Source organism: Paraburkholderia graminis (genome assembly GCF_003330785.1).
GTDB classification, from domain to species: domain Bacteria; phylum Pseudomonadota; class Gammaproteobacteria; order Burkholderiales; family Burkholderiaceae; genus Paraburkholderia; species Paraburkholderia graminis.
This window is the reverse complement of record NZ_CP024934.1, coordinates 1774084-1800070: the sequence shown is the minus strand read 5'-3', so window position 1 is coordinate 1800070 and position 25987 is coordinate 1774084. Positions and strand designations below refer to the sequence as shown.

Here is a 25987-nt window from a genome sequence, read left to right as displayed (position 1 = left end):
AATAAAGGGGCGCATTTGTCCTATGCTTATGCGCAGCGCCTGCTGAGCGATGCGTCGCCCGTTTCCGGCTAACTTTTTGCCCCCAATGGAGTGCTTGCCATGCTGAAAAAGCTCGTGATGCTTTGCGTTGCTCTCGCGTTCTCGCTGTCGGCCGGATTCGCGGCAGCAGTGGAAGTCAACTCCGCCGATCAGGCGGCGCTCGAATCGGTCAAGGGCATCGGGCCCGCGCATGCGAAGGCGATCATCGAAGAACGCAGCAAGAACGGCCCGTTCAAGGACGCCGACGATCTGGCCGCGCGCGTCAAGGGCATCGGCAGCAAGTCGGTCGTGAACCTGGAAGCGGCGGGCCTGACGATCAACGGCTCGTCGACGCCGCCCACGGGTGCAAAGGCGGCCGCCAAACCTGCGGCTACGCCGTCCGCGGCCACGAAGCCGACGGAGACGAAGGCCGCGCCCACGGCTAATACGACCGCGACCGCGGCCACAACGCCGGCAACCGCGGCGCCGGCCACGCCTGTCGATGCTTCGGGCGCTAAGGCGTCCAAATCCGCAAAGTCATCCAAGTCGAAGAAGGCTAAGGAGGCTGCAGCGGCATCGGCGCCTGCGGGCACTGCTACTACCGCCACAACCACGGCCACCGCCGCCACGGCCGCGAGCGCGCCGGCCGACGCGTCGGGCGCCAAAGCATCGAAGAAGAAAGCGAAGAAGAGTAAAGCCGCGTCGGCAGCGGCGGCTTCCGGCGGCGCATAAAGAACCCGTCCGATGCAAACCGTGTCGGACATTGATCGAACAGCAAGGCAGTGCGCCGCGCAGCGATGTTTGCGCCGTGGGCGCACCCAGTGCAGCCGGCACAGTTGGCGCACCACGGGCACCACCGCACCGCACGCACTACCTTCTTTCCCCTCGACGCCGCGCAGCCGCGCGGCGCCTCACCCGCCGGCCCGTCATCGACGTGCCGGCATTCAAGAGAGACCCATCATGAGCCTACTCGATACCCTCGGTTCCCTGGTCGGTAAATCGCCCGAAGGCGGCGGCCAGGCAGCGCTGATCACAGCCGCACTCGAATTCGTCAACAGTCAGCCGGGCGGGCTGAACGGCCTGATCCAGCGCTTCCAGGAAAAGGGCCTCGGCGAGGTCGCATCGTCGTGGGTCAGCAACGGCGAGAATCAGCCGATCGCCGCCGACGCGCTGCATAGCGTGCTCGGTTCCGACGCCGTCGCCGGCCTCGCCGCGAAAGCCGGCGTGCAACCGGATCAGGTCACCGGCCTGCTCGCACAAATCCTGCCGCACGTGGTCAACGCGGCCACGCCGGAAGGCGAAGTGCCGGCCGAAGGCAAGCTGAACGCAACGACCGTGCTGGGCGCGCTCGGCGGTTTGTCGGCGCTGTTCGGCAAGGGCACGGCCTAAGCGAAATCGGGCTGGCGCGAGCGGCGTGAGCGATTGAAGCGCGCCTCGACGCACCGAGCGGACCGCTGAAGCAAGCGAACCACTCCTGCCGGCCACGGAGCAGCAAAAAAAAGCGGCAACGAAGTCACCTTCGTTGCCGCTTTGCCATCTACGCGCGCTTGATTACCGCGCGTGAGACCGTTCGTGACGTGTGGCTCAATGCACCACGCGCTCGAACACCAGGTTGCCGTCTTCCAGTTCGACCGGAATCACATCCTTCGGACCGAACTTGCCCGCCAGAATCAGCTTGGCGACCGGGTTCTCGATCTCCTGCTGGATCGCACGCTTCAACGGCCGCGCGCCGAACAGCGGATCGTAGCCGACCTTGCCGACGTGCTCGAGCGCCTCGTCGGAGACCACCAGTTGCATGTCGAGCTTCGCGAGCCGGTCATGCAGACGCTGCAACTGAATCCGCGCGATGGACTGCACGTTCGAGCGGTCGAGCGCATGGAACACCACGACGTCGTCGATCCGGTTCAGGAACTCAGGGCGGAAGTGCAGCTTCACCTCCGTCCACACCGCGTCCTTCACGGCTTCCTGCGGCTCGCCGACCATCGCCTGGATGACCTGCGAACCCAGGTTCGACGTCATCACGATCACCGTGTTCTTGAAGTCCACGGTACGCCCCTGGCCATCGGTCATACGGCCGTCGTCGAGCACTTGCAGCAGCACGTTGAACACGTCCGGATGCGCCTTCTCGATTTCGTCGAGCAGAATCACGCTATACGGCTTGCGACGCACCGCTTCTGTCAGATAACCGCCCTCTTCGTAGCCGACATATCCCGGCGGCGCGCCGATCAGACGCGCGACGCTGTGCTTCTCCATGAATTCGCTCATGTCGATACGGATCAGATGATCTTCCGAATCGAACAGGAACGCCGCCAACGCCTTGCACAGCTCGGTCTTGCCCACGCCGGTCGGCCCGAGGAACAGGAACGACCCGTACGGACGGTTCGGATCGGACAGACCCGCGCGCGAGCGGCGGATCGCGTCGGCCACCGCGCTGATCGCCTCGTCCTGGCCGATCACGCGCTCATGCAGCTTGTCTTCGATCTGCAACAGCTTCTCGCGCTCGCCTTGCATCATCCGCGAGACCGGAATGCCGGTGGAGCGCGACACGACTTCCGCGATTTCCTCGGCGCCGACCTGCGTGCGCAACAGGCGCGGACGCGTCGGATTGTTCTGCTCCTTCGCCTCGGCCTGCGTCACTTCCTTCAGTTGCGCCTCGAGACCCGGCAGCTTGCCGTATTGCAATTCGGCGACTTTTTCGAGCTTGCCTTCGCGCTGCAAACGCGTGATTTCCGCACGCGTCTTGTCGATCTCTTCCTTCAACTGCGCGCTGCCCTGCACCGCTGCTTTTTCCGCGGTCCAGATTTCCTCGAGGTCCGAATACTCGCGATCGAGCCGCTCGATTTCCTCTTCGATCAGTTGCAGACGCTTTTGCGACGCTTCGTCCTTCTCTTTCTTGACGGCTTCGCGTTCGATCTTCAACTGGATCAGCCGACGGTCGAGCCGGTCCATTTCTTCGGGCTTCGAATCAATTTCCATCTTGATCTTCGACGCGGCTTCGTCGATCAGATCGATTGCCTTGTCCGGCAGGAAACGATCGGTGATGTAGCGATGCGACAGCTCGGCCGCCGCGACGATCGCCGGGTCGGTAATGTCCACGCCGTGATGCAGTTCGTACTTTTCCTGCAAGCCGCGCAGGATCGCGATCGTGGCCTCGACCGTCGGTTCGTCGACGAGCACCTTCTGGAAGCGGCGCTCGAGCGCGGCATCCTTCTCGATGTACTTGCGGTATTCGTCGAGCGTGGTCGCGCCGACGCAATGCAGTTCGCCGCGCGAGAGCGCCGGCTTCAGCATGTTGCCCGCGTCCATCGCGCCTTCGGCCTTGCCCGCGCCGACCATCGTATGAATTTCGTCGATGAAGACGATGGTCTGCCCTTCGTCCTTCGCGATGTCGTTCAGCACGGCCTTCAGGCGCTCTTCGAATTCGCCGCGATACTTTGCGCCCGCGAGCAACGCTGCCATGTCGAGCGACAGCACGCGCTTGCCCTTGAGCGTCTCCGGCACTTCGCCATTGACGATGCGCTGCGCGAGCCCTTCGACGATCGCGGTCTTGCCCACGCCCGGCTCGCCGATCAGCACCGGATTGTTCTTGGTGCGGCGCTGCAGGATCTGAATGGCGCGCCGGATTTCGTCGTCACGGCCGATCACCGGGTCGAGCTTGCCGGCCCGCGCGCGCTCGGTCAGGTCGACCGTGTACTTCTTCAGCGCCTCGCGCTGGCTTTCGGCGTCCTGGCTGTGCACTTGCGAGCCGCCGCGCACCGCCGCAATCGCGCTTTCGAGCGACTTGCGCGACAAGCCATGCTGACGCGCGATGCGGCCGGCCTCGCCCTTGTCGTCGGCGACCGCGAGCAGAAACATTTCGCTCGCGATGAACGTGTCGTTGAGCTTCTGCGCTTCCTTGTCGGCCTGGTTTAGCAGTCCGGTCAACTCGCGGCCGATCTGCACATTGCCGTCGGTGCCCTGAACTTGCGGCAGACGCGTGATGGCGTCGTCGAGCGCGGTTTGCAGCGCCTGAACGTGCACGCCGGCGCGCGACAGCAGCGAACGCGCGGACCCGTCCTGCTGCGCGACGAGCGCCGCGAGGACGTGAACCGGTTCGATGTATTGATTGTCATGGCCGACCGCGAGACTCTGCGCGTCCGCCAGCGCTTCCTGGAATTTAGTGGTGAGTTTGTCGATTCTCATGCGAGACCTCCAATTTCGATTACCACCAAAATGAGGCGTTTTATTCAGGTTTCAAGCGCTTTTTTGTCCTCAGGACGTAGTTTTTAACGTTGCACGCGAAGAAAAATGCGCGACGCTTCGCGCGAGCCGCGTTCAGGCGACCGGCAGCGGGTTGTCGCTCGCCGGCTCGACGGGCACCGCCGGCACGACCGGGATCACCGTGCGGATGCCGAGCAAGGCCGCCAACGGCCCTTGCGGACCCGCGACTTCATCGATCGTATGGCGATCGAGTTCGGAGAGAAAGGCATTACGCGCAGCCTCGAGCACGTTGCGCAACCGGCATTGAGGCGTAATGACGCAAGGACGGCGTTCGCCGTTCTGGTCCGGCAGACACGCGACCAGCGCGAAGTCGCTTTCCGTCGCGCGCACGATCTCGCCGACCGTCAGCTTGCGGGTGCGCTCGGCAAGCCGCAAGCCGCCGTTACGGCCGCGCACGGTTTCCACCCAGCCCAGTTCGCTCAACTGCTGCACCACCTTCATCAGGTGGTTCTTGGAGACGCCGTACGCGTCGGAAATGTCCTGAATGGTCGACAAGCCCTCGCCGCGAATAGCGAGGTATAAAAGGACGCGCAGCGAATAATCGGTGTAATCGGTCAGTCTCATGGTTGCAGTATCACAATGAGCGCAAGCCGCGATCCGTGGGATAACCGCGTCGATGCAAGGGTTGCCGGGGGCCGCGGCTTCGCCATAAGATGCAGGGTTGGCACATGTTTAATTATGCTGCATCGATGAATCCGGGCCTTCGACGCCAATGGTAACGTTTCGCGCCGCGCCTATTCACACCAAAAGCGCGCTATTTTGAGCTGACTTCCGCGGAACTGGTAGTTTTTATGGCAGTTCCGGACGCCCGGTGGCGCCCGGTGGCGCGCTTTGACGAATCGCAGCGCAATCGTCGCATATTTCTGGAACCCGCATGAAACCGTCTTTTCCGGCCGCGCCGGTTGTCGAGCGCGCCGCCGAGCCTACCGAAACGAACATCCGCGAGCTGGTGTACGCGTTTTATGACCGCGTGCGCGCCGATCCGCTGCTCGGGCCGGTGTTCGACGCAACGCTCGCGGGCCGCTGGGACGACCATCTGCCAAAGATGTGCACGTTCTGGGCGAGTCTCGTGCTCGGCGCGAAGCAGTACCGCGGCAATGTGCAGCAGGCGCATCAGCCGCTCGAGGGAGTCGAACCGCAGCATTTCAGCCGCTGGCTGTACCTGTTTCTCGACACCGTCGAATCGCGTTACGAGCCGGCTGCGGCCGTGCGCTTCATGGAACCGGCGCTGCGTATCGCGCAGAGCTTGCAGCTAAGCCGCTTCGGCTGGGACTACAAGATTCCGGCGGAACAGCAGGCGTTGCTCGAACGGGTGGCGCCGAAGCGGCCTCGGGCGGACGACGAACCGCATCTTCCCGCACGGCCCGCCGGGGAACCGTTTCCGACGCGCATTGTCGGTAAATCGCGGGACGAGTGAGAGCGGTTGGCGCCGTGCCGAGCGAGCGCCCGGCGCTTACTCCAACCCGCCGTTGCCCGACTCGATGCCCCAGCGCGCAAGCGCCGCGTCATCGGTCACGCGGGCGTCGACCCAGCGCTCGCCCGCCTCGGTTTTTTCCTTCTTCCAGAACGGCGCCTGCGTCTTCAGATAGTCCATCACGAATTCGCACGACGCGAATGCGTCGCCGCGATGTGAAGCGGTGGTCGCGACCAGCACGATCTGATCGAGCGGATAAAGCTTGCCGACGCGGTGCACGATCAGCACCTCGATGCCCGGCCAGCGCTCGCGCGCGCTCACGATGATCGCTTCAAGCGACTTCTCGGTCATGCCCGGATAGTGCTCGAGTTCCATCGCCTCGACGGTGCTGCCGTCGTTCAGATCACGCACCGTGCCGACGAAACACGCCACCGCGCCGACCTTCGGATTGCGGGCGCGCAACGCGGCGACCTCGGCGGTGAGATCGAAATCTTCGGTCTGGACACGAACGGGCATAGCGGGCTCCTTGCGGCTCAACCGCCCGTGACGGGTGGGAAGAACGCGACCTCGCAGCCTTCGGTGATGCGCGTGCCGGCGTCGGTCATCACGTGATTGCAGGCCATGCGCAGCGCGCGGCCTTCGGCCAGCGTGTCGGCCCAGATGCCGCCGCGCACGCGCAGCCATGCGCGCACGTCGCCGACGGTCGCGATGCCCTCGGGCACCTCGACGGTTTCGTCGGCCAGGCCGAGCGCTTCACGCACGCTCGCGAAATATCGCAGTTGAATCTTCATGGGATGCCGCCGGCTCAGCCGGCCTCAATTCAGCAATTCGGAAAAAGGAATGAAGCGCACGGTTTCGCCCGCGCTGATCGCGTGATTGGCCGGATTGTCAATCAGCCCGTCGCCCCATACCGTCGACGTCAGCACGGCCGAGCTCTGGTTCGGGAACAGGTCGAGCCCGCCCTCGGCATTGATGCGCGCCCGCAGGAATTCATTGCGGCGATCGGCCTTGCTCTGCGTGAAGTCCGCGCGCAGCGACAGCGCGCGCGGCACGACGGCCTGCACGCCGGCAAGACGCAGAATGAACGGACGCACGAACAGCAGAAAGGTGACGAAGCTCGATACGGGGTTGCCTGGCAGGCCGATGAAAAACGTGTCGGCTGAAGGGGTAGCGGGAGCCGCGGCTGAATCTTTTGCCGAGCCGCTGTCCACCCCGCGGCGCACCGCGCCGAACGCCAACGGCTTGCCCGGCTTCATCGCGATCTGCCACATCGCGAGGCGCCCTTCCGCTTCGACGGCCGGCTTCACATGATCTTCCTCGCCGACCGACACGCCGCCGCACGTCAGAATGAGATCATGCGCCTGCGCGGCTTCCCGCAGCGTGGCGCGCGTCGCATCCAGACTATCGGCGACGATGCCGAAATCGCTCACCTCGCAGCCGAGCTTCTCGAGCAGGCCACGCAGCGTGAAGCGATTCGAGTTGTAGATCGCGCCGGGCTTGAGCGGCTCGCCGGGCATGGTCAGTTCGTCGCCGGTAAAGAACACGGCGACTTTCACGCGACGGCGCACGGGCAGTTCCGCGCAACCGACAGACGCCGCGAGCCCTAGCGCCTGCGGCGTGAGCCGCGTGCCGGCCGGCAGGATCACCGAGCCGCTGCGGATGTCCGCGCCTTGTGCGGTAATCCATTCGCCCGGCTGCGGGCCGTGCAGGATAGTGACTTCGTCGGCAGCGGCTTCCGTTTGCTCCTGCATCACGACCGCGTCCGCGCCCGGCGGCACGGTCGCGCCGGTGAAAATGCGCGCCGCCGTGCCGGGCTTCAGCGGATCGGGCGCGTGGCCGGCGGGAATGCGTTGCGATACCGGCAGGCGGCGATTGCTGTGCGTCGTGAGGTCGGCGGTGCGGATCGCGTAGCCGTCCATTGAACTCGTGTTCATGGGCGGCACGTCGAGCGGCGACACGACGTCGGCCGACAACACACGGCCCGACGCTTCGAGCGTCGGAACCGACTCGCTGCCGTCGACGGCGCGCGCGGCGTCGAGCAGGGTCGCGAGTGCGTCGGCAGTGGCGAGCATCGGAGCGCGGGGCGTGGGAGTGGACATCTGTGGTTTCAGGCCGCTGGTCAAAAGAACATTGTAGCGGGCCAACGGCGAGCCTTGTCGGGTCGGCGATGCTGGCACCGACCCGCCCTTCGATACTCAGGCGCCCGTATTCGCGGCAATGAAGTCCTTCACGCGCTGCGCGTCCGCCGGCAACACTTCGAAGCGCTGCGGCAGCGACTCCAGTCCCGCGAACGCCGCCGGACGCTCCGGTTCGCGCAACAGCGCTTCGCGAATCGTTTCACCGAACTTGATCGGCTGCGCGGTCTCCAGCACGATCATCGGAATGCCCGGCTGCAGATGTTCGCGCGCAACCTTCAGGCCGTCGGCGGTATGCGTGTCGATCATCGTGTCGTAGCGCTGGAACACGTCGCGGATCGCCTCGACGCGATCGTCGTGACTGCTGCGGCCCGACACGAAACCGAACTCCTTCACGCGCGCAAAGTCGCCGCTCGCCGCAAGGTCGAACCCGCCCTTTTCCTCGACGTCGCGGAACAGTTGCAGCACGCGCGACGGATCGCGGCCGAGCAGATCGAACACGAAGCGCTCGAAGTTAGACGCCTTCGAAATGTCCATGCTCGGGCTGCTCGTGTGATACGTCTCGGCCGCCTTGCGCACGCGATAGATGCCGGTGCGGAAGAACTCGTCGAGCACGTCGTTTTCGTTCGTGGCGACCACGAGCTTTTCGATCGGCAGACCCATCATGCGCGCGATGTGCCCTGCGCACACGTTGCCGAAGTTGCCCGACGGCACCGTGAACGACACGCGCTCGTCGTTGCTCTTCGTCGCCGCGAAGTAGCCCTTGAAGTAGTAGACGACCTGCGCGACGACGCGCGCCCAGTTGATCGAATTGACCGTGCCGATCTTGTACCGCGCCTTGAACGCGTGATCGTTCGACACCGCTTTCACGATGTCCTGGCAGTCGTCGAACACGCCCTCGACCGCGAGATTGAAGATGTTCGGGTCTTGCAGGCTGTACATCTGCGCGGTTTGAAACGCGCTCATTTTCTTGTGCGGCGACAGCATGAACACGCGAATGCCCTGCTTGCCGCGCATTGCGTATTCGGCGGCGCTGCCGGTGTCGCCCGAAGTCGCGCCCAGAATGTTCAGCGTTTCGCCGTGCTTCGCGAGCGCGTATTCGAACAGGTTGCCGATCAACTGCATCGCCATGTCCTTGAACGCGAGCGTCGGACCGTTCGACAGTTCGAGCAGCGACAGCGGCGCGCCGTTTTCGACGCCAAGCGTTTTGAGCGGCGTGATCTGCGCGGCGCTTTCGTCGTCGCGCACGTTGCTGTACGTGGCCGCCGTGTACGTCTTGCGCGTGAGCGCGCGCAGGTCTTCGGCGGGAATGTCGTCGCTGAACTTCGACAGAATTTCGAAGGCGAGGTCCGCGTACGGCAGCGTGCGCCAGCGCGTGAGTTCGTCGGCGCTGACGCGCGGATAGTCGGCCGGCAGATAGAGGCCGCCGTCTTTCGCGAGACCGCCGAGCAGGATTTCGGAGAAGGTGTGGCGCTCGCCGGCTCCGGCGCCGCGCGTTGACAGGTAGTTCATAGTTGGCCTAGTTCAGCGCTTCCATGCGCAGCTTCGTGACTTGCGAGACAACGGTCTTCAATGCTTCGATCGTTTTGATCGCCGCGTTGACGTGCTTTTCGACCGTTTCGTGCGTGATCAGGATGATGTCGGTCTCGCCCTTGCCGTTGGCGTCGACCTGTTCCGATTCCTTCTGCAGCAGCGCGTCGATCGAGATACCCGTGTCGGCCAGAATGCGCGTGATGTCGGCCAGCACGCCGGTCACGTCGGCAACGCGCAGACGCAGGTAATAGCCGCTCGTCACTTCGTCGATGGGCAGAATCGGCGTGTTCGACAGACGGTCCGGCTGGAAAGCCAGATGCGGCACGCGATGCTCGGGGTCGGCCGTGTGCAGGCGCGTCACGTCGACCAGATCGGCGACGACCGCCGACGCCGTGGGCTCCGCGCCCGCGCCCTTGCCGTAGTAAAGCGTGGTGCCGACCGCGTCGCCGTGCACAACGACCGCGTTCATTGCGCCTTCCACGTTGGCGAGCAGACGCTTGGCCGGGATCAGCGTGGGATGCACGCGCAATTCGATGCCCTTGTCGGTACGGCGCGCGATGCCGAGCAGCTTGATGCGATAGCCGAGTTCCTCGGCGTATTTGATGTCGATCGCGGCGAGCTTGCTGATGCCCTCCACATACGCGCGGTCGAACTGCACCGGCACGCCGAACGCGATCGCGCTCATGATCGTCGCCTTATGCGCGGCGTCGATGCCTTCGATGTCGAAGGTCGGGTCGGCTTCGGCGTAGCCCAGTTCCTGCGCGGCCTTCAGCGCGGTCGCGAAGTCGAGCCCGCGGTCGCGCATTTCCGAAAGAATGTAGTTCGTCGTGCCGTTGATGATGCCCGCGATGTACTGAATCTGATTGGCCGTCAAGCCTTCGCGCAGCGCCTTGATGATCGGGATGCCGCCCGCGACGGCCGCCTCGAACGCGACCATCACGCCGTTCGCGCGCGCCGCCTCGAAGATCTCGGTGCCGTGCACGGCGAGCAGCGCCTTGTTGGCCGTGACCACGTGCTTGCCCTTGCCGATTGCGCGCAGCACCAGATCGCGCGCCACGCCGGTGCCGCCGATCATTTCCGCGATGATGTCGATCGACGGATCGTCGACCACCGCGTTGAAGTCGTCGGTCAGCGCGACGCTCGCGGCTTGCGCGCCGAGCGCCGCCGTCGCCTTGGCCGGATTGCGCACGGCGATGCGCGCAATCTCGATGCCGCGGCCCGCGCGACGTTTGATTTCATCCTGATTGCGGCGCAGTACCGTGAAGGTGCCGCTGCCTACCGTGCCGAAGCCCAGCAGTCCAACTTTGATCGGTTCCATGCAGCGTGGTGTCGTGTAGTGATTAAGGGAATTCGGGTGCCGGTTGGCCGGTGCGCGCAGCGGACAGATCACGCGTTGCGCACCGTATTGTGCGCTACGCCGTGTGACGTTTGCGATAACCGTCGAGGAAGCGCGCGATCCGGTTGATGGAATCGGCCAGATCGTCGACGTTCGGCAGGAACACGACGCGGAAATGATCCGGCGTCTTCCAGTTAAAGCCGGTGCCCTGCACGAGCAGCACGCGCTCCTCCAGCAGCAGGTCGAGGATGAACTGCTGGTCGTTCTCGATCGGATAAATCTTCGGATCGAGGCGCGGGAACATGTAGAGCGCCGCCTCCGGCTTCACGCAGCTCACGCCCGGAATCGCCGTCAGCATGTCGTACGCGAGCTCGCGCTGCTTGTAGAGGCGCCCGCTCGGCACGATCAGGTCGTTGATGCTCTGATAGCCGCCGAGCGCGGTCTGGATCGCGTACTGGCCTGGCACGTTCGGGCACAGGCGCATGGACGCGAGAATGCCGAGCCCTTCGAAATAGTCTTTCGCGTTGCGGCGGTTTTCGCCGGTGAGACCCGAAATGAACATCCAGCCGGCGCGGTAGCCGCACGAGCGGTAGCTCTTGGACAGGCTGTTGAACGTGACGGTCAGCACGTCTTCGGACAGCGCGGCCATCGACGTGTGCGTCTTGCCGTCGTAGACGATCTTGTCGTAGACCTCGTCGGCGAAAATCACGAGGCCATGCTGGCGCGCGATTTCGATGAGGCCGAGCAGCAGTTCGTCGGAATACAGCGCGCCGGTCGGGTTATTCGGATTGATGACGACGAGCGCGCGCGTATTCGGCGTGATTTTCGCGCGGATGTCGTCCAGGTCCGGCATCCAGCGGTTCGATTCGTCGCAGATGTAGTGCACGGGCGTGCCGCCCGCGAGGCTCACGCCGGCGGTCCACAGCGGATAGTCGGGCGCGGGCAGCAGCACTTCGTCGCCGTCGTTCAGCAGCCCCTGAAGCGCCATCACGATCAGCTCGGACGCGCCATTGCCGATGTAGATGTCGTCCAGTTCGACGCCGTGCACGCCCTTTTGCTGCGTGTAATGCATGATCGCCTTGCGCGCGGCGAACACGCCCTTGGAGTCCGAGTAACCGGACGAACCAGGCAGATTCAGGATCATGTCCTGAATGATTTCGTCCGGCGCTTCGAAGCCGAACGGCGCCAGGTTGCCGATGTTCAGCTTGATGATGCGATGGCCTTCTTCTTCGAGCCGCTTCGCATGTTCGAGGACGGGCCCGCGAATGTCGTAGCAGACATTCAACAACTTGTTGGATTTGAGAATCGGTTTCACGGCGGGCACTTCATCCTGGTTAATGTCCTGGTTAATGTCCCGGTTAAGGGCATTGAGGGCTTCAAGGCTTGAGCTCGGGGCTGGCGGCGAACGGCTCGGCCAACCGGCTCTGGCGAACAAATCGACGGACCGTGCAGGCTCGCCGATTGCGGAATTCGGGTGCGGCAACGCCGCGGGGCCGCCCGGGATCGGGCCGCCCATGATGGACGAAAGCGGGCGGAACCAGGTAGGTAGCCGGTGGGTCGCACCCCGAACCTTAGCGCCACTTGTGACGGCGCGTGAGCAGGGGCGCCGCGAGGCGGCTAAAAAGTTATAATTTAGCGGATTTTGGCCGACTTCCGCAATGCACCAGGCGTAACGGGAGCCTTTTGGGCCCTTTCCTGTCCCACCTCGTGTAGAACCGCCCTGCTCGCGCCTCGCGCGATCAGGCCTTCAACACGCATGATGTCTCGCGACGACTTCGGAAAACGAATTTGAAATTACATCAGGATTCCAGCGGCGCCCTCAATACCGTCACCGGTTACGGCGCCGGCTATGTCGAAATCAATCTGGTGCGTCACGCGGGCAGCCTTCTCGTGCTGCCGGACGCGCCTGTCATCCCCTGGCCGGTTACGTCTTTCGAGCAGTTGAGCGCCGAGCTCTTCGCGATGCTGGTCGAGCCCGCGCCCGAGGTCGTGATATTCGGCAGCGGCGAGCGGCTGCGCTTTCCGCATCCGCGCCTGACGGCGGCGCTCACCGCGAGGCGCATCGGCGTCGAAACCATGGACTTCAAGGCCGCCTGCCGCACGTACAACATTCTGATGGCCGAGGGCCGCAAGGTTGCGGCCGCGCTGCTGATCGAAGGCTAGCGCGGCAGCCGACGCGCCTCCCGCGCGCGCCCAGGCTCGCTCTCGCCGCGTCACGCCCGATCACGTACACTGCGCGCCATCCGCGCGAGGCCGGCTGCGTGCCGCCATCTCCGAATAACAACGCGGCGCCGCGCGAGCGGCGTCGCCAGAAAGGTTTGAATCCATGAACGATACGCCGTCGAGGCTACCGCTCAACCGCACCGCCATCCTGCTGCTGGTGCTCGCCCTTGCCGTCATCTGGTTCGTGCCGCTCGGCTGGCGCCATCTGCTGCCGAGCGACGAAGGCCGCTACGCCGAAATGGCCCGCGAGATGTTCGTCACCGGCGACTGGATCACGCCGCGCTACAACGGCTACAAGTACTTCGAAAAGCCGCCGCTGCAAACCTGGGCGAACGCGCTGACGTTCGCGTGGTTCGGCATCGGCGAATGGCAGGCGCGGCTCTATACGGCGCTGACCGGCTTTGCCGGCGTGCTGCTGATCGGCTACACCGGCGCGCGCGTGTTCAATGCGGCGACCGGCGTGTTCGCCGCGCTCGTGCTGGCGACCTCGCCGTACTGGAACCTGATGGGCCACTTCAACACGCTCGACATGGGCCTGTCGTTCTGGATGGAGCTCACGCTTTGCGCGTTGCTGCTCGCGCAGCGCCCCAACCTCAAGACTTCGTGCGAGCGCGGCTGGATGTGGCTGTGCTGGGGCTCGATGGCGCTCGCGGTGCTGTCCAAGGGTCTCGTCGGCGTGATTCTGCCGGGCGCGGTGCTGGTGCTTTACACGCTGATCGCGCGCGACTGGGCGGTGTGGAAGCGTCTGCATCTGATCGGCGGCCTGATCGTGTTCTTCGCGATCGTCACGCCGTGGTTCGTGCTGGTGCAGCAGCGCAATCCGGAATTCCTCAATTTCTTTTTCATCGTCCAGCAGTTCAAGCGCTATCTGACGCCTGAGCAGAACCGCCCCGGAGCGTTCTATTACTTTGTGCCGGTGCTGATTATCGGTTTCCTGCCGTGGCTTTCGGTGACGGTGCAAAGCGTGCGTCACGCGTGGCGTCTGCCGCGTCAGCCGAACGGCTTCGCGCCCGTCACGATGATGCTCGTCTGGATCGGCTTCATCTTCCTGTTCTTCAGCGCGTCGCACTCCAAGCTGCTGTCGTACACGCTGCCGATCGCGCCGGCCATCGCGCTGCTGATCGGCATGTATCTGCCGCTCGTCACGCGCGAGCAGTTGCGCCGCCATCTGACCGGCTATGTGCTGTTTCTCGTAGTCGCCGCGTTTGCCTCGCTGTTCCTGCCGCGCTTCGGCAGCGCGCGCAATCCGGCCGAGCTGTATGCCGAGTACCGCACGTGGGTGCTCGCGGCGCTCGCCGTTGCCTTCGTGCTGACGCTCGCCGCGCTGTGGCTGAATCGCCGTGGCCGCGCGAGCAGTCTCGGCGCCATCGCCAGTTTCGGCGCGGCATGGCTGCTGCTCGGCACGATCGCCGGCACGGGCCACGACGTGTTCGGCCGCCTCAGTTCCGGCGCGCCGCTCGCGCCCGCGATCAAGGCGCAAATGGCGAAACTGCCTGCCGACACGCCGTTTTACTCGGTCGGCGTGCTGGATCACACGCTGCCGTTCTACATCGGCCATACGATGACGATGGTCGAGCATCCCGACGAACTGGCGTTCGGCGTTTCGGTGGAACCGCAGAAATGGCTGCCTTCGGTGCAGGCATGGGTCGAGCGCTGGAAGGCCGACCGCTACGCGCTCGCGCTCATTCCGCCGTCCACCTACGACACGCTTCTCAAGCAGGGCCTGCCGATGCAGGTCATCGCGCGCGATTCGCGCCGCGTCGTCGTGATGAAGCCGCTCGCGGCGGGCGCGGCGGCCGCGGCGCTGGAAAAACCGCAGCAGTGACCCCATATCAGGACCTGAACATTCGATGAATCCGATTTCCCTCTTTTGCATTCTTGCCGGCGTCACGTTGAACGCCGGTGCGCAGTTGTTGCTCAAAGCCGGTACGAATGCCGTTGGACACTTCGAATTCACCCGTGCGAACATCCTGCCGATCGCCTTTCGACTTGCGACGCAGCCGCCGATCATCGGCGGGCTGGCGTGCTATGTGATCAGCGTCGTGGTGTGGATCGTCGGGCTGTCGCGCGTGGACGTGTCGATCGCGTATCCGATGCTGTCGCTCGGCTACATCGTCAATGCGTTCGCCGCGTGGTATCTGTTCGGCGAAGTGCTGTCGGTGCACAAGCTCGTCGGCATCGGCGTGATTCTGGTCGGCGTGGTGATACTTGCGCGCAGCTAGGCGCGTCGCGTAGAACGCCGTGGCAAACGCCGCGGCAAACGCCGGGGTAAAGACAGCGTAAGCCGGCATCCATGCCGGCCAAGCAAAATGTAAGGTTCATCGCGGTATGCTCCGCGGTTGCACCCTTTTTCGGCCTTGGCCTCGAATCGCGCGCAGTGTGTTTCCACAGCGCCGTTCGGGCCCCGGCCTCATTGATCGAGCGAAGCATTCATGACCCAGTCAACCGTTGCGTCTCTGCCCTTCCTGCCGTTCGTCAAACCGGAAATCGACGAAGAAACGATTCAGGGCGTAGCCGATGTGCTGCGCTCCGGCTGGATCACCACGGGCCCGCAAAACCAGAAATTCGAGGCGGCGCTCTCCGAATTCTGCGGCGGCCGTCCGGTGCGCACGTTCAATTCCGGCACGGCGACGCTGGAAATCGGTCTGCGCATTGCAGACGTCGGCGAAGGCGACGAAGTGATCACGACGCCTGCCTCGTGGGTGTCGACGAGCAACGTGATCTACGAAGTCGGCGCGACGCCGGTATTCGCCGACATCGACCCGGTCACGCGCAACATCGACCTCGACAAGCTCGAGCAGGCGATCACGCCGCGCACCAAGGCGCTGATCCCCGTCTATCTGTCCGGCCTGCCCGTCGACATGGACCGCCTGTACGCGATCGCTCGCGCGCACAAGCTGCGCGTGGTCGAAGACGCCGCGCAGGCGTTCGGCTCGACATGGAACGGCAAGCGCATCGGCGCGATCGGCGACATGGTCTCGTTCAGCTTTCACGCGAACAAGAACCTCACGTCGATCGAAGGCGGCGCGCTCGTGCTGAACAATGAGGACGAAGCCGTGCTCGCGCAAAAGTACCGCCTGCAAGGCATCACGCGCACGGGTTTCGACGGCATGGACTGCGACGTGCTCGGTGGCAAGTACAACCTGACGGACGTCGCCGCGCGCGTCGGCCTCGGTCAATTGCCGCATCTGGAACGCTTTCTCGCGCAGCGCAGGAAACTCGCGCGCGCGTATTTCGCCGGCTTCGAGGGCGGCGCGGCGCAGAAGCTCGGCGTCGGCCTGCCGTTCGCCGACTTCGAGAACAGCAACTGGCACATGTTCCAGATCACGCTGCCGCTCGACAAGCTTTCCATCGACCGCGCGGGTTTCATGAGTCAATTGAAAGACCGCGGCATCGGCTCCGGCGTGCACTATCCTGCGATTCACCTGTTCACGCTGTATCGCGCGCGCGGCTTTACGGAAGGCATGTTCCCGCACGCCGAGCGTTTCGGCGCGACGAACGTCACCCTACCGCTCTTCACGCTGATGAACGAAGGCGACGTGCAGCGCGTCTGCCGCGCAGTCAATGAAATTTGCGAACAATACGGAAAATAAGCGGAAATGATTTATACGGAACAACGCGCCGTCACACCGGAAGTGTCGATCATCATTCCGGTGTACAACGAGGAAGCCGGGCTGGGCGCGCTCTTCGCGCGGCTCTATCCGGCGCTCGACGCGCTCGGCACGTCGTATGAAGTGATCTTCATCAACGACGGCAGCCGCGACAAATCCCCCGCGCTGCTCGCCGAGCAGTTCCGCGCGCGCCCCGACACGACCCGCGTGATCCTGCTGAACGGCAACTACGGGCAGCACATGGCGATTCTCGCGGGCTTCGAGCAGTCGCGCGGCGAGATCGTCATCACGCTCGACGCCGATCTGCAAAATCCGCCGGAAGAAATCGGCAAGCTCGTCTCGAAGATGCGCGAAGGCTTCGACTACGTCGGCACGATTCGCCTGCAACGCCAGGACAGCTTGTGGCGCCGCAAGGCTTCGCGCGCGATGAACCGTCTGCGCGAGCGCATCACGCGCATCAAGATGACCGACCAGGGCTGCATGCTGCGCGCGTACAGCCGGCACATCATCGACACGATCAATCGCTGCGGCGAAATCAACACGTTCATTCCGGCGCTCGCGTACACCTTCGCGCAGAATCCGGTCGAGATCGAAGTGGCGCACGAAGAGCGCTTCGCGGGCGAATCCAAGTACTCGCTGTATTCGCTGATCCGCCTGAATTTCGACCTCGTGACCGGCTTCTCGGTCGTGCCGCTGCAGTGGCTGTCGTTCATCGGCGTCATCCTGTCGCTCGGCTCCGCGGCGCTGTTCGTGCTGCTGCTGATTCGCCGCTTCATCATCGGCGCGGAAGTTCAGGGCGTGTTCACGCTGTTCGCCATTACGTTCTTCCTGCTCGGCGTGATCATCTTCGCGCTCGGGCTGCTCGGCGAGTACATCGGGCGGATTTATCAGCAGGTGCGCGCGCGTCCGCGTTATCTGGTGCAGACCATTCTCGAAGAGCGCAACGGCACGGCGGTGGCCGACATGCCGCGTCAAACCGTCGTGCAGGCTGTTCAACCGGCGCCGATTGTCGACCAGCGCGACCAGCGCGATCACCGCGACCAGGGCCCGAACCGATGAAACCGCGCGCCGTCGTATTCGCGTATCACAACGTCGGCGTGCGCTGCCTGCAGGTGCTGCTCGCGCGCGGCGTGGACGTGGCGCTCGTCGTCACTCACGAAGACAGTCCGACCGAGAACATCTGGTTTGGCAGCGTCGCGAGCGTGGCGGCCGAGCACGGCATTCCCGTCGTGACGCCCGCCGATCCGAAAAGCCCGGAACTGCGCGCGGCGGTGAGCGCGGCGCGGCCGGACTTTATCTTCTCGTTCTACTACCGCCATATGTTGCCGGTCGACGTGCTCGCGCTCGCCGCGCGCGGCGCCTACAACATGCACGGCTCGCTGCTGCCAAAGTACCGCGGCCGCGTGCCGACCAACTGGGCGGTGCTGCACGGCGAAACCGAAACCGGCGCGACGCTGCACGAAATGGCCGCCAAGCCGGACGCGGGCGCGATCGTCGCGCAAACGCCGGTGCCGATCCTGCCCGACGACACCGCCGCGCAAGTGTTCGACAAGGTCACCGTGGCCGCCGAGCAGACGCTGTGGCGCGTGCTGCCGGCGCTGCTGGCGGGCGAGGCGCCGCATCTGCCGAACGATCTGTCGCACGGCAGCTACTACGGCGGGCGCAAGCCGGAAGACGGCCGCATCGACTGGAGCCAGCCGGCGCAACAGGTCTACAACCTGATTCGCGCGGTCGCGCCGCCCTATCCCGGCGCGTTTACCGACGTCGGCGGCCGGCGTTTTGTTGTTGCGCGCGCACGCCTCGCGACACCCGGCGCGCTTCGCCCGGATTTGCCGCCGGGCCTGCACGTAAGCGATAATGCCGTTTTCGCGATATGCGGCGACGGTCGCGCGATCGCCATCCACGAATTGCGGCATCAGCACGACGGCACCGAAACTGTCGTCACTCCGGCCGAATTCGCCCAGCTCATTCAAACTCCCCGACCTTTATGAAGAAAGTCCTGATCCTGGGTGTGAACGGCTTTATCGGCCATCACCTGTCCAAACGCATTCTCGAAACGACCGATTGGGAAGTCTTCGGGATGGACATGCAGACCGAACGTCTGGGCGATCTCATCAATCATGAGCGGATGCACTTCTTCGAAGGCGACATCACGATCAACAAGGAGTGGGTCGAATATCACGTCAAGAAGTGCGATGTGATTCTGCCGCTGGTCGCGATCGCGACGCCCGCCACTTACGTGAAGCAGCCGCTGCGCGTGTTCGAACTCGACTTCGAGGCGAACCTGCCCATCGTGCGTTCGGCGGTCAAGTACGGCAAGCACCTCGTGTTTCCGTCGACGTCCGAGGTCTACGGCATGTGCACGGACGAGCAGTTCGATCCGGAAGAATCGCAACTGTCGTACGGCCCGATCAACAAGCCGCGCTGGATCTACGCGTGCTCGAAGCAGTTGATGGACCGCGTGATCTGGGGCTACGGCATGGAGGGCCTGAACTTCACGCTGTTCCGTCCGTTCAACTGGATCGGCCCGGGCCTCGACTCGATCTACACGCCGAAGGAAGGCAGCTCGCGCGTGGTCACGCAGTTCCTCGGCCACATCGTGCGCGGCGAGAACATCAGCCTCGTCGACGGCGGCGCGCAAAAACGCGCGTTCACGGATATCGACGACGGCATCGGCGCGCTGATGAAGATCATCGACAACAAGAACGGCGTCGCGACGGGCAAGATCTACAACATCGGCAATCCGACCAACAACTTCTCGGTGCGCGAACTCGCGCACAAGATGCTGACGTTGGCCGCGGAATTCCCTGAGTACGCAGAGACCGCGAAAAAAGTGCAACTGGTCGAGACGTCGTCGGGCGCGTACTACGGCGCGGGCTATCAGGACGTGCAAAACCGCGTGCCGAAGATCGACAACACGATGCAGGAACTCGGCTGGGCGCCGAAGTCGACCTTCGACGAAGCGCTGCGCAAGATTTTCGAAGCGTATCGCGGCCACGTCGCCGAAGCACGCGCGCTCGTCGAACAGCAATAAGGGCTGATCCTTGGCCCGTATCGTCCTGAAGATCGACGTCGACACGCTGCGCGGCACACGCGAAGGCGTGCCGAACCTCGCGCGTATTTTCGATCGCTTCAAGGCGCGCGCCACCTTCCTCTTTAGCCTCGGGCCCGACCACACCGGTTGGGCGATGCGCCGCGTGCTGCGGCCGGGCTTTCTGAAGAAGGTGTCGCGCACGTCGGTGGTCGAGCACTACGGCATCAGGCAACTGATGTACGGCGTGCTGCTGCCGGGGCCGGATATCGGCGTGAAGGCGTCGGCGGAGATGCGCGCGATTCACGAAGCCGGTTTCGAATGCGGCATTCACACGTGGGACCACGTCTATTGGCAGGACAACGTGCGCTCGAAAGATCGCGGATGGACCGCGGCGCAAATGCAGCAAAGCCATGATCGTTTCGTCGATATTTTCGGCGCGCCGCCGCTCACGCATGGCGCAGCCGGCTGGCAGATGAACGGCCACGCGTTCGAGCAGATCGACGCGTGGGGCATGCACTACGCGTCCGACGGCCGCGGGCATTCGCCGTATCTGCCGGTCGTCGACGGCAAGACGCTTGCGCATGTGCAGATGCCGACCACGTTGCCCACGCTCGACGAAGTGCTCGGCGTGAACGGCGTCGACGAACACAACGTGGCCGCGTTCATGCTGAAGCACACGGAAAACAATCCGCACGATCAGGTCTTCACGCTGCACGCGGAACTCGAAGGGCAAAAGCTCGCGCCGATCTTCGAACAGTTGCTGAACGGCTGGCGCGCGCAAGGCCATACGTTTGCGACCATGGGCGACTATTACGCGGCGCTGGACCGCGGCGCGCTGCCATCGTACCCTGTTACGTGGGGCGAAATTCCAGGGCGCTCCGGCGAGTTGATCGTCCAGCCGTGACGGGTCGGTCGGCGCGCTTCCAGTCGACGCAGCCTTCGTTGCCATCCGGTTGCTGTTCGATTAAGGCCGGCAGACTGCCCTTATGCCCAGCCGCCACGCGAGACTATGCGCGCACCGGTAGCCCCTCCCCCAAAAAGTTTCGATGCCAGGCCCGCGCCGCCATAACGCGCACGCCGACCATAACAACCGGAGAACCTCGTGTCCATCGCAGTCGATAAACCCATCCCCGACTTCACCGCTGCCGCTACCGGAGGCGAGATCACGCTGTCCGGCCTGCGGGGTAAGAAGGTGGTGCTGTACTTTTATCCGAAGGACAACACGCCGGGCTGCACGACCGAAGGTCTGCAGTTTCGCGATCTGTATCCGAAGTTCAAGAAAGCCGGCGCCGAAATTCTGGGCGTCTCGCGCGACAGCCTGCGCTCGCATGACAATTTCAAGGCGAAGCTCGAATTGCCCTTCCCCTTGATCTCGGACCCCGAAGAAAAACTGTGCGCGCTCTTCGGCGTCATCAAAATGAAGAAAATGTATGGCAAAGAAGTGCGGGGAATCGAGCGCTCCACGTTCCTCATCGACGCTGACGGCGTGCTGCAGCAGGAGTGGCGCGGCGTGAAGGTGCCGGGCCATGTCGACGAAATTCTGGAGGCTGTACAAGCGCTTTGAGGCGCGTTATATTGGGTTGCAATGAGTGCCTGTCCACCCCAAATTTTTCGTCGCTGCGCAAGACTTGACGGTCATATCGCCGTCGTCGCCCTCATCGGGACTGGCGGAGTCGTCAGGCGCAACGCGAACACCGTAGGCGAGCCGCTTGCCCCGTACGACGGGGCGGCGGCTTTTTTAATTGCGCGCAGCCGTTCGTTCATTCGGCCACGCGTTTCCGTTAAGGAGCCGATCGAAGACCAGGCGAACCGGCATCTCTAGACCGAATGCGCGCCTCCGGGCGCAAACTGCGTGCGCAACATCGGCACCGGCAGAATGCGACAGGCGGCGCACGATATGCGACCCGATAATTTCGAGGGAAACCATGCCTTTGCCTACCCCCCCGAGCAAGCTCGGCAATCTCCTGCCCCCTGACGAATACAAGGCCAAGGCCGCCACGCCGGCGCGCTCCGCCGCGAAGAAACAGGCCGAGGGAGAATCCGCGGAGCCGGCCGACTACGGCCGCGCGAATGTCGCCACGCCCATGGCGCACGCCGCCAATGCCGCGACCACCTTGCGGCCGGTGCCGGCATCGTCGGCTGCCGCCACCGCGTCCGCCGCAGGCGAGGCCGCGCAGTCACGCGGCGCGTCGGGCTCCGGGCGCAAGACCCGGCAAACCGCCGCGCTGCTGCAGCCGGTTCCCGCAGCGCGTCCGCAGGCCGAGCCCGCTGTCGAGCCGTCCGCCGAACCGCAGCCGGCCATCGCGCGCAAGCCAGGCGCGAAGCAACCCGCCGCCAGCGCGCCCACTGTCGCGCCAACCGCGCGCGGCACGAGCAAAAAACGCGGCACGGACGCACAGTTGGTCGAGATGCAAAAGCTCTTCGTGCTCGACACCAACGTGCTGATGCACGATCCAAGCTGCCTGTTCCGTTTCGAGGAGCACGACGTCTATCTGCCGATGATGACGTTGGAGGAACTCGACAACCACAAGAAAGGCATGTCGGAAGTCGCGCGCAACGCCCGTCAGGTGAGCCGCACGCTCGACGCGCTGGTGGCGAACGCGGGCAACATGTCCGACGGCATTTCGCTCGCGCGGCTCGGCAGCCGCGAGGCTTCCGGGCGCCTCTACTTCCAGACGAAGCTGACGGCGATCGAACCGGTCGAGGGCTTGCCGGAAGGCAAGGCCGACAATCAGATTCTCGGCGTGGTGCGCGCGTTGCAGCGCGACCGGTCGGATCGCCAGGTCGTGCTGGTGTCGAAAGACATCAACATGCGCATCAAGGCGCATGCGCTCGGCTTGCCCGCTGAAGACTACTTCAACGACCAGGTGCTCGAGGACAGCGATCTGCTGTATTCGGGCATCCGCGCGCTGCCGCAGGACTTCTGGACCCGCCATGCGAAGGGCATGGAGAGCTGGCAGGACACCAAGACCGGCACCACGTATTACCGCGTGACCGGGCCGCTGTGTCCGTCGATGCTCGTCAACGAGTTCGTGTATCTCGAGCCGCAGAACGGCGAGCCGGCGTTCCATGCGCTCGTTCGCGAGCTCAACGGCAAGACGGCGCTGCTGCAAACGCTGCGCGACTACGGCCATCACAAGAACAACGTGTGGGGCATCACCGCGCGCAACCGCGAGCAGAATTTCGCGCTGAACCTGTTGATGAATCCGGAGATCGACTTCGTCACGCTGCTCGGCCAGGCCGGCACCGGCAAGACGCTGGTGGCGCTCGCAGCGGGGCTCGCGCAGGTGCTCGACGACAAGCGCTACAACGAGATCATCGTGACGCGCGCGACCGTGCCCGTCGGCGAGGACATCGGCTTCCTGCCCGGCACTGAAGAGGAAAAGATGCAGCCGTGGATGGGTGCATTCGACGACAACCTCGAAGTGCTGCAGAAAACCGACGACGCCGCGGGCGAATGGGGCCGCGCCGCGACCCAGGAACTGATCCGTTCGCGCCTGAAGATCAAGAGCATGAACTTCATGCGTGGCCGGACGTTCGTGGACAAGTATCTGATCATCGACGAGGCGCAAAACCTGACACCCAAGCAGATGAAGACGCTGGTCACGCGCGCCGGGCCGGGCACGAAGATCATTTGCCTCGGCAATATCGCGCAGATCGACACGCCTTATCTGACGGAAGGCAGTTCGGGTCTGACGTACGTGGTCGACCGTTTCAAGGGTTGGGCGCACAGCGGGCACGTGACGCTGGCGCGCGGCGAGCGTTCGCGCCTCGCCGACTACGCATCGGAAATCCTTTAAAGATCAACCGGCTGGCCGTCAGGCCGGTTACCGCTCAAGCCGCGCCCCGCTTTCCCGGGGCGCGGTTTTTTTATGGCTGCGGCGTCTTTGGCAGGCAACACTTAGCGTGTGAACTTCAAGTAATTTGTCAAGAATTCTTGCCGGTTGCGCGTTTCACCGGCTACCATCCGGACATCGTCCGCCTTTAAACGAGCGTTTACCGCCTTCCCTTTCATGCGCCGACTCGCCCTCTCGCTACTGACCGTCGTGCTGCTCGCCGCGTGTGCCGGCGCGCCGCAGAAGACGTCGTCGCGCGCGGGAAGCTCCGTCGTCGTCGCAAACGGGGCGTATCGGCCGCCGCCGCCGGGCTTTCCGAACTTCGTGGACCACAGCATCGGCCGCGAGGAAATCTCCATTCAGGCGATGAGCCTCGTCGGCGTGCCCTACCGCTGGGGCGGCAACACGCCCGATAGCGGCTTCGATTGCAGCGGCCTGGTTCGCTACGTGGTCGCGCGCGCGGCTTCGGTGAATTTGCCGCGCACGACCGCGGATATGAGCGGACGCGGCGAATCGGTCGAACCCGACGAGATAGCGCCGGGCGATCTGATCTTCTTCAACACGACTGGGCGCCCGCACTCGCATGTGGGCATCTACGTGGGCAAGCTGCGCTTCGTGAATGCGCCGTCGACGGGCGGCACGGTGCGGCTCGACTACCTGACCAATCCGTACTGGGCAAAGCGCTTCGACGGCATCCGCCGTATGGCCGGACCGGCCGCCAAGCCGGCGCCGTTCGACGCGCCGAGCTATCAGGCTGCGGCGCCGCAGCCTGAGCGCTCCGCTGCGACTGGCTACGGCAGCGATCAAGGCGGTGCCCGCGCGAGCGCCGCGAATACGCCGTCTGTGACGGCGAAGACGGGTTCGGACTACGCCGCCGATGCTGGACTTTCGCAAACCACCACGGCTCGGGTTACCGGACAACCGCGAGTGACATCGAACGCGACTGGCGATTCGGCCGCGCTCTCGACGGTCTCAACGGCAGCGACCCGCGCGCCGCAAGCCGATCCGTTCGAGCCGCCGCCGCCCGCGATGACCGCAGCGCAATTGCAGGCCCGCGCGGCCGGCGCCGTCTCGCCGACGCCGGTCGCGTCGACGCGGGCAAGCGGCTATGGCAGCGACAGCGGCAGCAGTGGAACGCCCGTTCAAGCGCAATCGACAGCCACAGCGCGCGCGATGCCGCAGACGGCAAACGCCGCTACACCGGACGCCATCGATGCAGCCGCCGACGCTTTCGAACCGCCGCCACCGGCTTCGATCGCCGCCCGCCAGGCGCGCCTCGCACAGCAGACTGAACAAACGGGGCAAGCCCAGCGCGCAGGTGAAGCACAGGCGGATGACGGCGCCGTGCAAATCATGCGCGCCTCGACGGCCTCGCGACCCACACCCGCTCCTTCGCAGACCAACGACGACCCGATCGCCCGTTTCGCCAACGGCAAGTTCTAGCGAAAGCGGCGACCCCAGCACGCGCCAACGCGCGCGCCCTTATACATGCTGGTTAGTTGCCTGGAGCACAAAGCATCCGCCATCTGCAATGCGGTCAATCTGCTTCGCAATGCTGATAAATACGCGAACTAAACGCGCACACATTGTCCCAGCGATGAATCGGATTCGTCCGATCGGCACGTCCAGAAACACCGCGCGCAGCCTGGCTCGGTCAGCACGCGGACGCCGCCGATCTGCTATCGTCATCGGTATTCTTCCGAAGCGGGTGACGACAATGGATCTCGGGCTGAAAGAAAAAGTGGTCTTGATCACGGGTGGCAGCAAGGGCATTGGCTTTGCGTGTGCCCGCGCGTTCGCGATCGAAGGTGCGAAGGTCGCGATCGTTTCGCGCGATCCCGCCAACCTGGCGCGCGCCTACGAGCAGCTGAAACAGGAAGGCTTGCACGTGCATCGCACGCGCGCCGATCTGCACGAACCGCACAGCGCCGCGGACATCGTCGAGGAAGTGACTACCGCCGTCGGCCCGATCGATGTGCTGGTCAACAGCGCCGGCGCGGCGCGCCGCTACGACCCCGAAACGCTCGATGCGGACGCGTTTCGCGCCACGATGGAAGCCAAGTATTTCCCGTACATCTACCCGCAACAGGAAGTGCTGCGCCGGATGGCGGAGCGCGCGAAAAGAGGCGATGGCGGCGACCCGGGGACGATCGTGAATATCATCGGCATGGGCGGCAAGATCGCGAGCGACATCCATATTGCCGGCGGCGCCGCAAATGCCGCGCTGATGCTCGCCACGGTCGGCCTCGCCCACTACTACGCGCGTTACGGCATCCGGATCAACGCGATCAATCCGGGCGCGACGCTGACCGAGCGCGTCGAGGAAGCAGTCCAGTTGGAAGCGACGCAGCAAGGCATCGGGAGCGCGGAGGCGCTGGCGCGCGGACAGGCGAAGGTGCCGCTCGGGCGCTATGCAAAACCGGAGGAAATCGCGGACGTCGCGCTATTTCTGGCGAGCCGCCGCGCGAGTTATGTGACGGGCGCGATCGTGCCGATGGATGGCGCGAGCGCGCCGTTGATATGAGGTGAGGCGTTGAGCCTGGGCGTTGGGCTTGGCCCGTTCATCCGCCCGCGGCGGTAGAGCCGT

Annotated in this window: 23 protein-coding genes; 15 read left to right on the top strand and 8 right to left on the bottom strand. The window is 64.3% G+C overall.

The window, feature by feature from the left end:
• Nucleotides 1-99 precede the first annotated feature (99 nt).
• Together CUJ91_RS08060 and CUJ91_RS08055 are read left to right on the top strand one after the other, a co-directional pair.
• Nucleotides 100-750 (top strand): ComEA family DNA-binding protein, encoded by a 651-nt coding sequence (locus CUJ91_RS08060; protein WP_107707690.1) that lies wholly within the window; start codon nt 100-102, stop codon nt 748-750.
• 228 nt (nt 751-978) lie between these two features.
• Nucleotides 979-1407: a YidB family protein gene (locus CUJ91_RS08055; RefSeq protein WP_029971378.1), complete on the top strand. Its 429-nt coding sequence runs from the start codon at nt 979-981 to the stop codon at nt 1405-1407.
• Nucleotides 1408-1602: 195 nt separating this feature from the next.
• Here CUJ91_RS08055 and clpB read toward each other — a convergent pair whose 3' ends face one another.
• Both clpB and CUJ91_RS08045 read right to left on the bottom strand, forming a co-directional pair.
• The gene (gene clpB / locus CUJ91_RS08050; RefSeq protein WP_006048851.1) at nt 1603-4200 is read right to left on the bottom strand and encodes an ATP-dependent chaperone ClpB; all 2598 of its coding nucleotides are present in this window, start codon (nt 4198-4200) and stop codon (nt 1603-1605) included.
• Between the two features lie 132 nt (nt 4201-4332).
• Complete coding sequence (locus CUJ91_RS08045) at nt 4333-4842, bottom strand: Rrf2 family transcriptional regulator (RefSeq protein WP_107707689.1); 510 nt, start codon at nt 4840-4842, stop codon at nt 4333-4335.
• 310 nt (nt 4843-5152) lie between these two features.
• Between CUJ91_RS08045 and CUJ91_RS08040 the strand changes: the two genes are divergently transcribed.
• Nucleotides 5153-5695 (top strand): group III truncated hemoglobin, encoded by a 543-nt coding sequence (locus CUJ91_RS08040; protein ID WP_114156069.1) that lies wholly within the window; start codon nt 5153-5155, stop codon nt 5693-5695.
• A gap of 36 nt (nt 5696-5731) precedes the next feature.
• On the opposite strand, the gene CUJ91_RS08035 is transcribed toward CUJ91_RS08040, so the two are convergent.
• The 6 genes from CUJ91_RS08035 to CUJ91_RS08010 form a co-directional block, all read right to left on the bottom strand.
• A complete protein-coding gene (locus tag CUJ91_RS08035) occupies nt 5732-6208 on the bottom strand; it encodes a molybdenum cofactor biosynthesis protein MoaE (protein ID WP_006048848.1) in 477 nt (158 codons plus the stop codon).
• Between the two features lie 17 nt (nt 6209-6225).
• Entirely contained in the window at nt 6226-6483 is a 258-nt protein-coding gene (gene moaD / locus CUJ91_RS08030; RefSeq protein WP_006048847.1) for a molybdopterin converting factor subunit 1, read from the bottom strand.
• Between the two features lie 24 nt (nt 6484-6507).
• Nucleotides 6508-7764 (bottom strand): molybdopterin molybdotransferase MoeA, encoded by a 1257-nt coding sequence (locus CUJ91_RS08025; protein WP_107707688.1) that lies wholly within the window; start codon nt 7762-7764, stop codon nt 6508-6510.
• Between the two features lie 123 nt (nt 7765-7887).
• On the bottom strand, nt 7888-9339 hold the full coding sequence (gene thrC, locus CUJ91_RS08020) for a threonine synthase (protein WP_107707687.1): 1452 nt from the start codon (nt 9337-9339) through the stop codon (nt 7888-7890).
• Nucleotides 9340-9346: 7 nt separating this feature from the next.
• Nucleotides 9347-10678 (bottom strand): homoserine dehydrogenase, encoded by a 1332-nt coding sequence (locus CUJ91_RS08015; protein ID WP_107707686.1) that lies wholly within the window; start codon nt 10676-10678, stop codon nt 9347-9349.
• A gap of 94 nt (nt 10679-10772) precedes the next feature.
• A complete protein-coding gene (locus CUJ91_RS08010; RefSeq protein WP_029971373.1) occupies nt 10773-12020 on the bottom strand; it encodes a pyridoxal phosphate-dependent aminotransferase in 1248 nt (415 codons plus the stop codon).
• A gap of 464 nt (nt 12021-12484) precedes the next feature.
• Here CUJ91_RS08010 and CUJ91_RS08005 point away from each other — a divergent pair, with 464 nt between their 5' ends.
• The 12 genes from CUJ91_RS08005 to CUJ91_RS07950 all read left to right on the top strand — a co-directional run bounded on the left by CUJ91_RS08005 (nt 12485) and on the right by CUJ91_RS07950 (nt 25924).
• Nucleotides 12485-12859, top strand: coding sequence for an Mth938-like domain-containing protein (locus CUJ91_RS08005; protein WP_107707685.1), 375 nt, complete (start codon nt 12485-12487; stop codon nt 12857-12859).
• Nucleotides 12860-13022: 163 nt separating this feature from the next.
• Nucleotides 13023-14744 carry an ArnT family glycosyltransferase gene (locus CUJ91_RS08000; RefSeq protein ID WP_107707684.1) on the top strand — a complete coding sequence of 574 codons (1722 nt, stop codon included), beginning with the start codon at nt 13023-13025 and terminating at the stop codon, nt 14742-14744.
• 25 nt (nt 14745-14769) lie between these two features.
• Nucleotides 14770-15141, top strand: a complete 372-nt coding sequence (locus tag CUJ91_RS07995) for an SMR family transporter (RefSeq protein ID WP_006048839.1) — start codon at nt 14770-14772, stop codon at nt 15139-15141.
• 210 nt (nt 15142-15351) lie between these two features.
• Entirely contained in the window at nt 15352-16512 is a 1161-nt protein-coding gene (locus tag CUJ91_RS07990) for a DegT/DnrJ/EryC1/StrS family aminotransferase (protein WP_107707683.1), read from the top strand.
• Between the two features lie 6 nt (nt 16513-16518).
• On the top strand, nt 16519-17589 hold the full coding sequence (locus tag CUJ91_RS07985; protein WP_053858011.1) for a glycosyltransferase: 1071 nt from the start codon (nt 16519-16521) through the stop codon (nt 17587-17589).
• Nucleotides 17586-18521, top strand: a complete 936-nt coding sequence (locus tag CUJ91_RS07980; RefSeq protein ID WP_006048836.1) for a formyltransferase — start codon at nt 17586-17588, stop codon at nt 18519-18521. The genes CUJ91_RS07985 and CUJ91_RS07980 overlap by 4 nt, the downstream gene beginning before the upstream one ends.
• A complete protein-coding gene (locus CUJ91_RS07975) occupies nt 18518-19564 on the top strand; it encodes a bifunctional UDP-4-keto-pentose/UDP-xylose synthase (protein ID WP_006048835.1) in 1047 nt (348 codons plus the stop codon). Before CUJ91_RS07980 ends, CUJ91_RS07975 begins: the two co-directional genes overlap by 4 nt.
• A 10-nt stretch (nt 19565-19574) precedes the next feature.
• Entirely contained in the window at nt 19575-20468 is an 894-nt protein-coding gene (locus tag CUJ91_RS07970; RefSeq protein ID WP_107707682.1) for a polysaccharide deacetylase family protein, read from the top strand.
• A gap of 198 nt (nt 20469-20666) precedes the next feature.
• A complete protein-coding gene (locus CUJ91_RS07965) occupies nt 20667-21128 on the top strand; it encodes a peroxiredoxin (RefSeq protein WP_107707681.1) in 462 nt (153 codons plus the stop codon).
• Between the two features lie 361 nt (nt 21129-21489).
• Nucleotides 21490-23364 (top strand): PhoH family protein, encoded by a 1875-nt coding sequence (locus tag CUJ91_RS07960; protein WP_107707680.1) that lies wholly within the window; start codon nt 21490-21492, stop codon nt 23362-23364.
• 213 nt (nt 23365-23577) lie between these two features.
• Nucleotides 23578-24843 (top strand): C40 family peptidase, encoded by a 1266-nt coding sequence (locus tag CUJ91_RS07955; RefSeq protein ID WP_107707679.1) that lies wholly within the window; start codon nt 23578-23580, stop codon nt 24841-24843.
• 274 nt (nt 24844-25117) lie between these two features.
• Nucleotides 25118-25924, top strand: a complete 807-nt coding sequence (locus CUJ91_RS07950) for an SDR family oxidoreductase (RefSeq protein WP_006048830.1) — start codon at nt 25118-25120, stop codon at nt 25922-25924.
• Nucleotides 25925-25987 lie beyond the last annotated feature (63 nt).

What these genes read in the sequence shown, in the direction of transcription:
- CUJ91_RS07990 (WP_107707683.1), top strand. Translation starts at nt 15,352, where the DNA reads ATGACCCAGTCAACCGTTGCGTCTCTGCCCTTCCTGCCGTTCGTCAAA.
- CUJ91_RS07975 (WP_006048835.1), top strand. Translation starts at nt 18,518, where the DNA reads ATGAAGAAAGTCCTGATCCTGGGTGTGAACGGCTTTATCGGCCATCAC.
- CUJ91_RS08040 (WP_114156069.1), top strand. Translation starts at nt 5,153, where the DNA reads ATGAAACCGTCTTTTCCGGCCGCGCCGGTTGTCGAGCGCGCCGCCGAG.
- CUJ91_RS07960 (WP_107707680.1), top strand. Translation starts at nt 21,490, where the DNA reads ATGCCTTTGCCTACCCCCCCGAGCAAGCTCGGCAATCTCCTGCCCCCT.
- clpB (WP_006048851.1), bottom strand. Translation starts at nt 4,200, where the DNA reads ATGAGAATCGACAAACTCACCACTAAATTCCAGGAAGCGCTGGCGGAC.
- CUJ91_RS08025 (WP_107707688.1), bottom strand. Translation starts at nt 7,764, where the DNA reads ATGCTCGCCACTGCCGACGCACTCGCGACCCTGCTCGACGCCGCGCGC.
- moaD (WP_006048847.1), bottom strand. Translation starts at nt 6,483, where the DNA reads ATGAAGATTCAACTGCGATATTTCGCGAGCGTGCGTGAAGCGCTCGGC.
- CUJ91_RS07985 (WP_053858011.1), top strand. Translation starts at nt 16,519, where the DNA reads ATGATTTATACGGAACAACGCGCCGTCACACCGGAAGTGTCGATCATC.
- CUJ91_RS08000 (WP_107707684.1), top strand. Translation starts at nt 13,023, where the DNA reads ATGAACGATACGCCGTCGAGGCTACCGCTCAACCGCACCGCCATCCTG.
- CUJ91_RS07980 (WP_006048836.1), top strand. Translation starts at nt 17,586, where the DNA reads ATGAAACCGCGCGCCGTCGTATTCGCGTATCACAACGTCGGCGTGCGC.
- CUJ91_RS08035 (WP_006048848.1), bottom strand. Translation starts at nt 6,208, where the DNA reads ATGCCCGTTCGTGTCCAGACCGAAGATTTCGATCTCACCGCCGAGGTC.
- thrC (WP_107707687.1), bottom strand. Translation starts at nt 9,339, where the DNA reads ATGAACTACCTGTCAACGCGCGGCGCCGGAGCCGGCGAGCGCCACACC.
- CUJ91_RS08060 (WP_107707690.1), top strand. Translation starts at nt 100, where the DNA reads ATGCTGAAAAAGCTCGTGATGCTTTGCGTTGCTCTCGCGTTCTCGCTG.
- CUJ91_RS08015 (WP_107707686.1), bottom strand. Translation starts at nt 10,678, where the DNA reads ATGGAACCGATCAAAGTTGGACTGCTGGGCTTCGGCACGGTAGGCAGC.
- CUJ91_RS07955 (WP_107707679.1), top strand. Translation starts at nt 23,578, where the DNA reads ATGCGCCGACTCGCCCTCTCGCTACTGACCGTCGTGCTGCTCGCCGCG.
- CUJ91_RS08045 (WP_107707689.1), bottom strand. Translation starts at nt 4,842, where the DNA reads ATGAGACTGACCGATTACACCGATTATTCGCTGCGCGTCCTTTTATAC.
- CUJ91_RS07995 (WP_006048839.1), top strand. Translation starts at nt 14,770, where the DNA reads ATGAATCCGATTTCCCTCTTTTGCATTCTTGCCGGCGTCACGTTGAAC.
- CUJ91_RS07950 (WP_006048830.1), top strand. Translation starts at nt 25,118, where the DNA reads ATGGATCTCGGGCTGAAAGAAAAAGTGGTCTTGATCACGGGTGGCAGC.
- CUJ91_RS08055 (WP_029971378.1), top strand. Translation starts at nt 979, where the DNA reads ATGAGCCTACTCGATACCCTCGGTTCCCTGGTCGGTAAATCGCCCGAA.